General features: G+C 40.1%; 13 protein-coding genes. All 13 read right to left on the bottom strand.

The genetic code is table 11. The annotated features are described in order from the left end of the window. Nucleotides 1-16: 16 nt before the first annotated feature. Nucleotides 17-973 carry a flagellin lysine-N-methylase gene (fliB, locus tag G590_RS0111520; protein WP_022765820.1) on the bottom strand — a complete coding sequence of 319 codons (957 nt, stop codon included), beginning with the start codon at nucleotides 971-973 and terminating at the stop codon, nucleotides 17-19. Nucleotides 974-1,109: 136 nt separating this feature from the next. After that, on the bottom strand, nucleotides 1,110-1,928 hold the full coding sequence (locus G590_RS0111515) for a flagellin N-terminal helical domain-containing protein (RefSeq protein ID WP_022765819.1): 819 nt from the start codon (nucleotides 1,926-1,928) through the stop codon (nucleotides 1,110-1,112). 246 nt (nucleotides 1,929-2,174) lie between these two features. Further along, nucleotides 2,175-2,993, bottom strand: a complete 819-nt coding sequence (locus G590_RS0111510; RefSeq protein WP_022765818.1) for a flagellin N-terminal helical domain-containing protein — start codon at nucleotides 2,991-2,993, stop codon at nucleotides 2,175-2,177. A 281-nt stretch (nucleotides 2,994-3,274) separates the two neighbouring features. After that, on the bottom strand, nucleotides 3,275-3,754 hold the full coding sequence (locus G590_RS0111505) for a hypothetical protein (protein ID WP_022765817.1): 480 nt from the start codon (nucleotides 3,752-3,754) through the stop codon (nucleotides 3,275-3,277). A gap of 12 nt (nucleotides 3,755-3,766) precedes the next feature. Continuing rightward, nucleotides 3,767-4,171 carry a flagellar export chaperone FliS gene (gene fliS / locus G590_RS0111500; protein WP_022765816.1) on the bottom strand — a complete coding sequence of 135 codons (405 nt, stop codon included), beginning with the start codon at nucleotides 4,169-4,171 and terminating at the stop codon, nucleotides 3,767-3,769. A gap of 46 nt (nucleotides 4,172-4,217) precedes the next feature. Next, the gene (gene fliD / locus G590_RS0111495) at nucleotides 4,218-5,765 is read right to left on the bottom strand and encodes a flagellar filament capping protein FliD (RefSeq protein WP_022765815.1); all 1,548 of its coding nucleotides are present in this window, start codon (nucleotides 5,763-5,765) and stop codon (nucleotides 4,218-4,220) included. Nucleotides 5,766-5,824: 59 nt separating this feature from the next. Continuing rightward, a complete protein-coding gene (locus G590_RS0111490; protein ID WP_022765814.1) occupies nucleotides 5,825-6,295 on the bottom strand; it encodes a flagellar protein FlaG in 471 nt (156 codons plus the stop codon). Between the two features lie 178 nt (nucleotides 6,296-6,473). Beyond that, a complete protein-coding gene (locus G590_RS0111485) occupies nucleotides 6,474-7,322 on the bottom strand; it encodes a KilA-N domain-containing protein (protein ID WP_022765813.1) in 849 nt (282 codons plus the stop codon). Between the two features lie 46 nt (nucleotides 7,323-7,368). Next, nucleotides 7,369-9,066, bottom strand: coding sequence for an AAA family ATPase (locus G590_RS0111480; RefSeq protein WP_022765812.1), 1,698 nt, complete (start codon nucleotides 9,064-9,066; stop codon nucleotides 7,369-7,371). An 80-nt stretch (nucleotides 9,067-9,146) separates the two neighbouring features. Continuing rightward, complete coding sequence (locus G590_RS0111475) at nucleotides 9,147-10,262, bottom strand: glycosyltransferase family protein (protein ID WP_022765811.1); 1,116 nt, start codon at nucleotides 10,260-10,262, stop codon at nucleotides 9,147-9,149. An 80-nt stretch (nucleotides 10,263-10,342) separates the two neighbouring features. Beyond that, nucleotides 10,343-10,558: a carbon storage regulator CsrA gene (gene csrA / locus G590_RS0111470; protein ID WP_022765810.1), complete on the bottom strand. Its 216-nt coding sequence runs from the start codon at nucleotides 10,556-10,558 to the stop codon at nucleotides 10,343-10,345. Between the two features lie 18 nt (nucleotides 10,559-10,576). Beyond that, entirely contained in the window at nucleotides 10,577-11,047 is a 471-nt protein-coding gene (fliW, locus tag G590_RS0111465) for a flagellar assembly protein FliW (RefSeq protein WP_022765809.1), read from the bottom strand. Between the two features lie 133 nt (nucleotides 11,048-11,180). Next, a complete protein-coding gene (locus G590_RS20700; protein WP_022765808.1) occupies nucleotides 11,181-13,262 on the bottom strand; it encodes a flagellin N-terminal helical domain-containing protein in 2,082 nt (693 codons plus the stop codon). Nucleotides 13,263-13,310: the final 48 nt, after the last annotated feature.

The following is a 13,310-nucleotide window of genomic DNA, read 5'->3' as shown; positions in this document are numbered from 1 at the left end:
CAATTAAAATTCATCATTATTCTGACAGCAATTCTATTATGTTCTCATTATGATCTATGAGCCGCATAGTCCTGTAAAGAAGGTCTGTCACCACATCACTTTCAAATTCCGCAACAATACCGTTCGATATCAGAACACAGTAAAATAGTAAAAGGTATATTTCAGCCTTTTTAAATGTATCGGCATAATCCTTATTCACCACGTTCTCATTGTACATTATCCGCTCAAAAAGATAGCATCTGCAGATATTCTGGGCAAGAAATGGATAGTGTTTCTTAAGTTCTACATCTACCCGCTTTATATCATCCATGCTGATGTGCATATTTCCCAATTTCAATGTATCGTACTGCTCTACTGCCCCTATCTCGGATGCGATATCACGTAGCTTTAGCATAATCTCATCGATATTACTGTTTATAATACCATCATGGAATCCAATGTATTCCTCTCCAAGGCAACTGAACGACTCGAGTGCCGACCTATCCTTGTTGAATAGGCTCAGCGTTCTTTCCATCACTACTTCAGACTCCAGTTTAGGAAGCTTTTTACCCTTCTCATTCTTACTCTCATATAAAACTTCAGAAGTGAAGCGAATTATCCTGTCTGTAGAAACAATCATTCTTGCCACTTCCGGGCAAGATAAACCTATAGTCATGGTATAAACGTCTCCATATCCGGAAACAAATCTCGGATAAGATCTGCATGTATTCGAAAGAAACTCCTCTCCATAATCAGCATGAATACTACATAATCCATCATCTGTAATAAATGGGCATTTATGGTCTTTTTTTATAAGTGTGTGAGGGCGTTCAGAGCTGATTTTGTCGTTGATGTCACCCATTAGTTCCGATAATGCCTCATATGTTTTCTGGTCAACAGATATACACCAGTCTTCATCACAACAATTAGATGGGCAAGCAGAAGTAATGCAGTTGAACCCATCATATAATTCATTCTTCCAAATTCTCAGCATTGATTTTCCCCCTTATTTATATTCTAGTACTCAATTATGCACAAATACAAGAAAAAGGCTCCGGGGAGCCCCGGAGCCCTTTTGGTAGTCGCAATGTAGTAAACAGACGTTTAAAACATATAAACCTTTTCAGATATTAGCCAAGAAGTGAAAGAACACCCTGATTGGACTGATTAGCCTGTGCCAGCATAGACTGTCCAGCCTGTGCAAGGATGTTGTTATTTGAATACTTAACCATCTCTTTAGCCATATCTGTATCACGGATAGCAGATTCAGCTGCCTGAGTATTCTCAACAACGTTATCAAGGTTCTTGATTGTGTGCTCAAGTCTGTTCTGCATAGCACCGAGATCAGATCTCTGAGTTGAAACCTTCTCAAGAGCGCTCTTTACAGAATTGATAGCACTCTGTGCATTTGTATGAGAACTAACATCAAGTCCGCTAACACCGATTGTTGAAGCACTCATGCTTCCAATGCTTACAGCGATAGTGTCATGAGCACCGGTCTCAGAACCAACCTGAAGGTTCTTGCCAGAGAAAGTTCCGTCAAGGAGCTTCTGGTTATTGAACTCTGTAGCAGATGCTGTTCTTGTGATCTCAGTTGCAAGAGCATCAACCTCTTTCTGGATGTAAGAACGGTCATTTGTTGTCAGAGTATCGTTTGCAGCCTTTGTTGCAAGCTCGTTCATTCTCTGAAGCATATCATGTACTTCATTGAGCGCGCCTTCAGCTGTCTGTACTGCAGAAATACCATCCTGAGCGTTAGCAGAAGCCTGTGTAAGACCTCTTACCTGACGTCTCATCTTCTCGGAAATTGCAAGACCTGCTGCATCATCTGCTGCTCTGTTGATCTTGTAACCGGATGATAACTTCTCACTTGACTTAGCCTGAACACCAGTTGTGATGCCAAGCTGTCTGTTTGCGTTCATTGCTGTGACGTTGTGTTGTACTACCATAATTTTATTCCTCCTTGAATGTGTACGGTGGCTTCCTTGCCACTCGTTTGCTCGTTTTGAAATGGTCTTATGTGCTGGCCATAATACCATTCCTGTTTTGTTTTACACCTTTATTATCGTCTATAAATCTAAAAACTTAATACATAAAATTATTAACAAATTATAAACTTTTCAAAATAGGGCAAAATATGAGCTCCGTTTTCCCGGAGCCCATACTTATTATTGTGTATTAACTTCTTTTTTATATTACTGTAGGAGTGACAGAACACCCTGATTTGTCTGATTTGCCTGAGCCAACATAGATTGACCAGCCTGTGCAAGAATGTTGTTATTAGAGTATTTAACCATCTCTCTTGCCATATCTGTATCACGGATCTGTGATTCAGCTGCCTGAGTATTCTCAACTACATTGTCCAGATTCTTAATTGTATGCTCGAGTCTGTTCTGCATAGCTCCAAGATCTGATCTCTGTGTTGATACCTTATCTAACGCTGATTTTACTGAATCAATAGCTGCCTGTGCTGAATCGTGGGAGCTAACATCAAGTGAACCTACGCCAATTATCGTGGCGGTCATAGCCTCAATGCTAATCTCAATCTCATCCTGACCGGTAGCTTCTGATCCAACCTGAAGTTTCTTACCTGCAAAAGTACCATCAAGGAGCTTCTGATTGTTAAATTCTGTTGCAGATGCTGTTCGGGTGATCTCGGCCGAAAGAGCATCGATTTCCTTTTGTATATAGCTTCTGTCACTAGTTGTAAGTGTATCATTTGCAGCCTTTACGGACAGCTCATTCATTCTCTGAAGCATATCATGTACTTCATTAAGCGCACCTTCAGCTGTCTGAACTGTGGAAATACCATCTTGTGCATTTGAAGAAGCCTGTGTAAGACCTCTTACCTGACGTCTCATCTTCTCAGAAATAGCAAGACCTGCTGCATCATCTGCTGCTCTATTAATCTTGTAACCTGAAGAAAGTTTTTCGCTACTCTTTGCCTGAACTCCGGTTGTGATGCCAAGCTGTCTGTTAGCGTTCATCGCTGTGACGTTATGTTGTACTACCATATTCAATCCTCCATGAACGGGGCTCGCTTCCATGCTGCCTTTCCATCTTTTTTATTCGTGCAGACCTACTCGGAGTCCCTTCCACGGCTGCTTTGATTGGCTTTTACATTAAAGATATCGGCATGATTCCCATAATCTTAACCCTATTTGTATCTTTTTTTCATCTTTTTTTGTAATATTGAAACTTTTATACTTTTTTAGCTTTTCACTATAAAGAAAAAAGGACTTGTAGCCGATAATTAGGCCCAAGTCCTTTTGTATCTAATCATGACACAATTTATTCAGTTCTTTTTATCCATAAACTGCGGTGGAACATTCTTGTAATTGCTCATTGTCTGGTAATAATTAAACGCTGCCGATGATGAATTCTTACTCTGATTCATATGTTCTCTGGCAGAACTAAAATACTTCTCAGCAAGTCTTTTGTTCCGATGCTCGGCTGCTTCGATAGATGCGCTTTTCGCGGAAATCTCCTGAATAAGATTCTGCATTCTCCCAATCTGATCTGCATACTTTTCTTTGTTTTCGCCAACTTCCTCTTTTACCCTGTCAAACAGGCTCTGGAAACCGTTGTCAAGTGATAGAATTTCATCTATGAGACTTTCTTTTGCCTCTACAGTTTCATCAAAAGCATCCAAGCCAACATGTTCAGCATCATTTAGTATCTGCTTTTGTCTCTCACATTGTTCCTCAATCTTACTCAAGATACTTAGCTTTTTTTCAAGACTTTCCTCAAGCATATCAAGACTGATCGTAAGCATCTTCATCCCCCTTTAAGCATCCTTTACCATGATGTTATTGGCTTTCATAACAGCAACCCAATTATCCCTGATAGCATGCATATGCTCATTTACTTCTGCCACTATTTCCCTATCTTTGGCAATATTAGCTTCTACCAGGCGTCTGGCAATGTATGAATACATATTCTCGAAGTCTTGAGCAACAGCATATTTCATATCTAATGTATTACGAAGATAATCTATAATACGCTCCGTTTTAATGATATTGTCATGCGCTTTCTGAATATCATTTTTCTCTATTGCAAAGTCCGCAATATTTAAAAACTTAATGGCACCATCATAAAGCATAAGAGTAAGCTCCGGGCCACTTGCTGAATTCACCTTGTTGTTTTTATATTGAGCATATGCAGCCCTCTGTTGTGATGTTAGTACTGGCATATTATGTCTCCCTCATATTTTTTCATATAGTTGTTAATCTTGATGCTTATGAGCCACTACCGAAGAAACTTGAAAGCGACCCACTATTTGAATTGATCTTTGAAAGCATCGACTCCATCTTTGAAAACTGCTTATAATACTTATCTTGCGCAGCTTCCAATGCCTTCTGTGCATCAGATATTTTGGTATTGTATGCACTGTACTGAGATGCCATCAGCTTATCCTCATAGATGGTAAAGGCACTGCTGAACTGTGTGCCCTTCATAAGATCTCCCATCTTGGAGTAAAGTGATTTTGAAAGCTCTGTAAAGAAGTTCTGAACCATCTCAGGATCCGAAGAAATAGCAGCCATCAAAAGGTCTGCATTTCCACTGGAAACACTGTCATCCTTATCACCATCAATATGTAATAAGTCTCTGTCGTTCTCGGATGTAGAGAAATAACTTCCTGTTGAAATACCAAAGCTAGCAAGTGAAAGTTTCTGTGTGGTTCCATCCTTAAGCGCGACACTAAAACTCGAACTCATTATCGACTTCATAGCATTTCTGAGAGAAGAAATATTCTCATCGCCACTAAGAAGGCCATCCTTGATCTTATTCTCCCACTCCTCAACCTCTTTCTCAGACATCTGTTCCTTCTGATCATCAGTGAGCATGGAATACTTCTTGGCAGCATCAGCGTTATAAAGAGTAGAAAACTCCTTCATAAGGTTATTATACTCTTTAATAAGATTCTTTACACTGTCATAAATACCGCTGGTATCCTGCTTGGTAGTGAGGGTTATTCCGGTTCCCTCTTCTTTTGCAGTAATGGTAAGTCCATTTACCTCAAACACATTGCTCTCGGATGTGTACTCTACTCCATTGAGCACTATAGTAGCACTTGATCCAGCAATGTAGTTAGTACTGTCTTCTTCTCCGGTGCCACTAAGCTTAATACCAAGTGCATTCATTAAACCGGAAGATTCATCATCAGACACAAGATGAAATGCTGCCTTAGCACCCTCAGCTTGAGCACCAACATAGAACCTGCCATTCTTCTCATCATAATTGAAATCGACCTTGGTTCCAGTTTCGGATGATCTGGCATTTCTTACCTTACTTACTATTTGGCTGATTGAGTCACCCTCTTTAACATCAACTGAAATGATATCACGAGGATCATCTCCTATTCTGAATTTAATCTTTCCTCCACTTATTCCAAGATCAGTCAATGTATCTGAGGATTTGGCGGGATTTCCTTCTCTTCCCTCCATTTCAGTACCAGTAAGATAAGATGCCTTTGCAAGGCTTGTTATATCAAGCTTCTGAACACTATTCATTGCATTGCTGCCTGTCACAACAGATACTGCATTTGAATTACTTACAGAAGTTGTCTTCTTAGTATACGCGGCTGAAAATCTCATATTACTAAGCGCATTGTTATAGAAATCTACAACTTTTTTATTGAGTTCTTTCAGCTTATCCTGTTTCCAGGTAAGCTTCTTCTGTTCACCCTTGAAGTTATCGAGTTTAGTCTGTTTGGAACTGGTAAGTGCGGTGATAATACTCTCTGTATCCAATCCCGAGTTCATTCCCGTAATTCGTATAGGCATATTAATTCTCCTTTCTCAATCCGTGAGTGTGTTACTGGAAATCCGTTTCCATACAAGGGTTATCGCTTTTCGTCAACCATGATCCCGGCAATTTCCCAAACCTTGGCTATCATATCCAGCGTCTCTTCCGGTGGAAATTCCTTGATAACCTTCTTGGTTTCTTTATCAACCATTTTTATGGTCACACGATTTGTCTTATCATGGATTCCAAAAACAGCTTCAGCATTGGACTTAACGTTCTTGGTCATCTCTGAAATAGCCTTTCTGACCTTCTCGTTGTCCTCCTGGATCTGCTCCTCAGTCTCAGCATATTTTTCTCTGCTCTGTGTATATGTCTGAGTTCCATTTTGAGCATCATGACCTGAATCTGCAGAGTTATCAGCAGCTTCAACCTTAAGATCTATGGCAGGAGCCGCTTCCTGATTTACAACCTCAGACTGTGACTGACTCTGTTCCTGTACCTGTGTTCTTACCTGTGGCTGAGTCTGCTGCACCAGCGGACTAAAGCCGTTAATAGCATCCATTCCCATAATTTTATACCTCCATGACCTCCATGTCTTAGCCGGGTATCAACGTGTTCTATCGTTACATTTCTGCACAAAAACAAAATGTTTGTACACGATTTCTTATCCTTTATATCGGTAATGAAGATTATAACTTTATGTTTTTAGACGTGAAAAATGAAGAATTAATAAAAATTTTAGAATTTTACTCAGACTTTCCAGTAAGTTTTTTGAGCCCTTCGTCATTAGCATGTTCCAATGTATGCATCTGTTTTATTACTAATTGTCGTAGTAACACCAGTCGCTCTGACTGTGTTTTACCCTGATCAATAAGTATTGCGTTATAGCTCTCCATATTCGCCATAACAAGAAGCTGGTTTAATGTAGCATAATCTCGCATATTTCCTTTTTTATTCTTGCTTTCATCCCGCCATTGCTTGGCAGTTTTTCCAAATAAAGCTACATTTAAAAGATCAGCCTCACTCGCATACTTATACGCAATTTGCTCAGGGGTGAGTTCTGGAGGTATAAGGTTTTCTTTTACAGCATCCGTATGAATACGATAGTTGATCTTTGATATTTCTCGATTAAGATTCCATTTTAATGAAAGTTTGTTATTTTCATCCTTCTTCAGTCGCTGATAATCCTTCATGATGTACAATTTATATCCTGCCGATATCCATGAAGCAAATTCTAACGCAATATCTGAATGGGCGTATGTCCCACCATATCTTCCGGATTTGGTAACTACACCAATTGCTCCCACTCCTTCTATCCACTTTGTGGGAGACATCGTAAATCTGTGTAATCCAGCCTCATTTCTAAACCCCTCGAATTCGAGGGGTTTAAAATCAGGATTGTGCAATTCTTCCCACAATCCCAGAAACTCTATTGTTTCTCTGTTCCTCATCCAATTACAAATAGTAGCATTCGCATCATCGCTCTTATACTTGGCTATATCCGTCAAAGAAATAAACTCATTTTCAAAATCCAAAGTATAAATACGGATATCTACGCCATTAGCATGTAAAGTCTCATTTATCACTTTCTCCATCAATTTCAACCTCTTTTATAAAGTGTATTCAAATGTCCTTTTATACTTATCTTGTAGCATCACTCAATGATCTTAGGTAATCAGCAATATTATGATACTGACAACCATCTATGCCGATGTCTGATTTACCCTGGTATAAAGCAACTTTTTTTACTATTTTGCCATATTTTCTCTGTACAAAGTCACAATTCTCTTTTTTTAGCAAACTATTGTCCTGCACCTTGGTCGCATTATCATCGTGCAACATCTCATATAATTCACAAGTATCAGTTTTTGTATCATAGAGAACCATATATAATTCGCCTGTATCAAATTGAAGTTTAAACGTCTTTTTTGACTTAGGGAGTTCCTTCTGAGTTTCAAGAAATACAGTATCTTCAACCATTCTTCGTTTAATATCACCCAAAATCATATGTTCCATTTGAGTCTTTTCTCTTTCACTTAATGTTCTAGCCTCATTTGATTGCAGAAGCTTTAACACAAATGCTTCTGCCTGGCAATAGCGTATCCCCGGCTGTGTAAAGACATATCTTCCTAAAGGTTCAACATATTCAACAACTTCCATTTCCCGAAGATAATTCCTAACTTCCAACACCACCTCTGGAATTTGTTCCTGTTTCTTCAATTTGTCGCTGGTATCGCATAACTCCCCAGGTATTTCTTTATTTCCAAGAATTACCTCTTTCGTAAACTCATGATTCATATCCTGTATTACTCGATTTATAGCATTCGTCAATTCATCCGCTTCATATAATTTCTTTAAATGTCTAAAATGTCCTCCATCCTCATAAAACTTGAGCGAATGCTGAATATTCCTGCATATGGCCGTGTCTATATATCTGTGTGTGCTTTCATCGTCTCTAAATGAAGCCTCATCAGAATTAACATCTTTATTTTCAGAGTTCAGCTCTCCGGCTTTGAGCGTTCCTCCATATCTGATATACTCATCCACACTGTTTATCCCTAAAAGTCTTGCGTGCTCTCTAAAAGGAATAAACGTTGTGTGCACCGTCACTGCTCTGTCATACAGTTCTTCATTAGAAGCAATAAAGAGCCCCAGTGAATCCGAGCCCGAGAGAACAATTTTCATTCCACCGGCTGCATATACATCAGAAAACAGGGACGCTGAATCAATGAAATCATTTATCAACGTAACCTCATCAACAAACACATACCTAAAACCGTGTCTTCGCAGGTTTTTAAGATCCTTGTTAATATCTGCCATGGTGTCTGACTGCTTAGCCTTAATATATACAGCCTTGGAAAATTCCTTATCATTCATATTTAGAATGACTTGTCTAATAATAGTTGTTTTTCCGGTCCTTCTAAGACCATATAAAAGACATACGTTATCCCCTGCCGGGCTATGGATATATCTGTCAATAATCGCGTAACAGTCTCGTTTTTCAAATTCTCTCGCCACAGAAACCATATCGGAAAGCTCTTCTCCATACATGGCATTGGTCATAAGTTCCGGCTCCTGACTGTCATCATGATATCCGATATCATACTTTTCAAACTCTTTTGCCAGAGCCTTCAGCCTTTTCTCAAGCTCTCTCCGCCTCACTATCTTTTCTTTTAACCCAAATGCTTCTATTTCAGAAACTATATCATAATGTCTTTTCCCGGAAGCATCCTTCCATTGGTGATAGTAATAATACGTATTGTTTATCAGTTTCTTAGTCACACTACCTTTAGGAAGCGCATCTATTTCAGCTTGAAGCTCTTGTATTTCCTCATTCATAATACTTACCCTCTTCAAACACATTGGTTACATAATAATTTTAACCCACTTCATCCCGATAGTCTATGGGTTAAAGCGGGTTAAATTCTATTTTTTGTTAAAACTTCCGGAAGCAGTTTTGTATATGCAAATTTCTCAAACACTTTTTTCTGCCCGTTTATGGCAATCTCTTTTCTTTCATCCTCATGCTCAAGATAATAAGCGGTCTTCTCAATGAATTCATCCGGTGTCCGTACAATCACAAGGTCTTTATCCTCTTCGAAATATTCTGCGATTTCATCCTGGTATGTTGTGATAAGAAATCCTCCTGATCCAAGAACATCCATAACACGAAGAGGAATTCCGGATGGGATGCATCTGAAAGTCATGTTGATGTTGATCTTACTGTTGTGGAAAATATATGGCATCTGGGCATTGTAATCAGCAAGACCAAGGTTAGTTACTCCGGGTACAGGCTTAGCATCAGGCGTTGTGTACAGAGTTGTGTCAAAACAATCCCCCAGAGCTTCAAGTATTTTGCGGCGCTCAGTTACAGTTACCTTCTTCCTGATGATATCCAGTATTACACGATCGTAGTCTACGCTGTACTTACCGGTGTCTTCGAATTGAATAAAGCTTCTGAGCATCTCCATCATGGAGGCATCTATTAATCGCTTATCAGAGATAATGTCCTTTCCATATATTAACTGTTGCGCATCTATCACATCAGCGAGGTACTCTTTTATATCCTCCGGAAAAGTGGCCTGGTCAAAAAAATTGAATTCATTGTCATAGAGATTACCAAGAAAAGTGACATCGTGGAGATATGATTCAGGCTGCGTTGCAAGACCCAGACTTCTTAACCTCTCTTCATTCACTCCAAGAGGTGTATGATAAACATGCTTCGCTCCCTGAGTCTTCAGCTCTTCGCAGAGTCTTTTGTCAAAGATATGAATACGGTTTTCTTCATAAGTTATTGTGCCGGAATATAGCGGATAATGAGGGCAGTCGAACACCCAGGATATGTAGGAAATCTTATGCTCATGGCATTTCTCAGCGATTTCAGGAAAATAATCAAAACTGAAAACGCAGTCACAATCTCTTTTCCCAATATCGGCTCTATCGCGGAATGTCACAACCTCATGCCCGCGCCTTCTCATGGCATCCCGACAATCCTCACCGTTAAATTCATCCCAGTCGTAGTAAAGTATCCGCATCTGAATTTCTTGTCTCCATTGTCACGCTGTAAAAAAACGCCCTGCACGAGATGTGCAGAGCGCTTGTAATCACACAAAAATCAAAGCAGCTTCTTCAGAGCCTCAAGTCCTGCCACATCTGTAGCTTCCTTGTTCTCATTCTGAATCTGGATATAAACTTCTTTCCTGTAGATCGGAATCTCCTTAGGCGCGGAAATGCCGAGCTTGATCTGGTCTCCCCTAATGTCCAGAACAGTGATCTCGATATTATTATTAATGATGATCGCCTCGTTCTTTTTTCTTGATAATGCTAACATAGTTTCTCCCTCCGTGGTTTATGAATTAGCTTCTTTATTCTTCTTAAGGATATCGTAGATAGGGAACTTAACAGGATAATTGTCGTTATCAACAATTGCCTGTGTACCCTTCATATCCTTAACATTGATGACAAACGGTCCCATAAGGTTAACTGTCATCTTGGCAAGGTCATGCGGAACTGTAACTGTCACAAGAACAAGAATATCTTCATCATCAAGTTCACCAACATCTTCAATCTTGGTTCTGTCAATCTCAGGACTGTAGTCCGGGCACACAATAAGAGGATCCATAACAGGCATAGCAAAGCCCGGCTCATCAATTGACTGGAGCCACTTTATTGTATTGGTAGCTGCGCCATCCTCGTCACTCTCATCATGCATCAATGTGAATTTCTTTAAATCAGGAAAGCCGATTATACCATTTGGGAAAGTGATAATCTTGCTGTCTTCAATCTCTACTTCGCCGAAAATTCTTGTTATGAGTCTCATTTTGTAACCTCCATAGTCTCAAGTGACTTTGCTACACATTAATTATAAACGCAATTTCGTACAATTGCCACATTAATTCATACAATTTGTTGCTAATATACGGATTGCTCCGCAAAAAGTGTTTTTCTTATCATCAGATATAATTCATTAATGAAGTTTGTGATATCTTTCCTGTTGCCATCAAACTTGCCTCGTAGGTAACCTGTGCAGTAGTAAGCTTTGTTGCTGCCTCGGCTATATCGATGTCCTCATTCTCTGACTGAAGAGTCTTAAAGGTTGTAGTCTGGTTCATCAGTCTGGAGCTTACAAGGTCAAGTCTCTTAGATCTGGTACCATTGTCTGTAACAGCGATGTTTGCTGTATCCAGGGCCTTCTGCATTGATGTGATCTTGTGCTCGAATTCCTTCTGAATTTTTTCTCTCATGAAGTCATAAGCCTTTGTGGCTGATTCTATCTCGTTTTGGATCTTAGCCTTTTTGGTCTCATCGTCAGTAGAGTCAAGCTTACTCTTAAGGGTCTTTAATGTTGTATCAACCTGCTTAAGCTCATTGAGCATATTTGAGAGGTCGCCGACATCTCTTTTGACACTGGTTGTGAAAACCGCATCTGCTGTAGTGTTGACTACAACCGACTGAGCAAATCCAACATCATAAGCGATATCGTGATTGGCTGTACCCTTGTTATAAAGAATGCTCTTCTTGTTTTCATTGGTGTAGGTGCATGCGAAGAGGTTCTCAGGTCTGATGTCTCCGTTTGTCCACTCTTTCTTGTCATAGATTACATCGATACTGTTTGCATTGATGATGTCAGGAAGAGTCGCAAACTTTTCACTGAGTTCCTTGTTCAGAAGGACCTCTCCTGTTTTTGCGTTGAGATATGCATACGCACCGGTTTTATGTGCATAAATGTTATCGTAAGCTGCATCTATCTCAGCTTCTGTGCTTGTGCCATAAATAATATTTGCAGGTCCGATCTCAAGGCTGGTCTCCCGGTAAGATGAATGCACACTTCCGTTGCCTGTTAACTGTACAACCTCGTTGCTGTAAGTTCCGTCACCGTTTTCTACCGGGTACAAATTCTTAAGTGTAAGAGTTCCGTCGCTGTTTACTGTTGCCTGATATCCGCCGCCACTGAGGTTGATGGTATATGTCTGATCGATGGCGGGGAGGATCGGAACATCAACAGTCACTCTGCCTGCCTTTGTTGTGTAGGTAACTGTCGTAACGTCTCTTGATTCAATGGAAGTTATCGCGGAATCAACATTTGAATGATCCGGGTTATAGATTCCATCCGCATTGAGGGCAATCTGATAAGTCTTACCATTGCTCTCATCAAAGCCTTCAATCATGTAGGTTCCGTCTTCTTTATACTTGGCATTATATACAATGCCATCGCTTACGATCTCATAATCCGTTCCGTTTGAATTAGCCGGAATAGATGCGTAGTGTGTAACACCTTCCATAGTCTTAAAGGTGAGATTTATTGTGTCCATTGTACTTGCTACTGTACTGGTCGCCGGCTGCTGCAGAGTTTCTCTGAATTTGAGAGTTGCTGACTTTCCATCACCCTGAATATAATCCAGGTTGTCATAGGAGAGTCTAAGCCTTCCGGCAGTTCTTTCAACTATCTCGTTCTGCATGGTAGCTGCAGTATCATCGTTGAGGATAGTAGAGGAATCCAGTTTATACTTGCCGATGATCCTGGTTGATTCCCCGATGCTTCCTGCATTGAACTCATCATTAATATCTGTATAGGCTGCAGTTGTAGTCCTGTCAAAAGTAAGAGGAGTGTCTGTTCTGTAGCCTGTAAACACATATCTTCCGGCATAGTCCATGTTACCGGTTGAGTAATACTCTTTTGCCAGAGCATCCATCTGTGTAACGATCGTGGACAGATCATCCAGAGTCAGATCCTTGTTCGCGCCCTTTGTTGCCTGCTTTACACAGTCAGTAAGAACATCTGTAACTGTAGAAAGCGCATCAGCAGTAACCTGAAGCCAGCTCTCAGCGTCTTTTGCATTCTTCTCATAATACTGGGAGAGCTGAGTCACATTGCTGCGAAGCCTCAGGGCACGTATAGCGATGACCGGATCGTCTGACGGACGGGTTATTCTTTTTCCCGTACTCATCATGGTGTTAAGCTGATCCTCAGACACCTTGTTGTTATTTATATTGTAAAGGGAATTGTTCTGCATGATTTTGTTAGTAATGCGCATAGTAATCCTCCGAATGTAGACAATCCTTTGTCCCTGAAAATAAGCGCA

Origin of the sequence: Butyrivibrio sp. XPD2006 (assembly GCF_000420865.1) — a bacterium.
Lineage (GTDB): Bacteria > Bacillota > Clostridia > Lachnospirales > Lachnospiraceae > Butyrivibrio.
The sequence above is the reverse complement of the archived record's forward strand: the minus strand, read 5'-3'. Positions and strand labels throughout refer to the sequence as shown.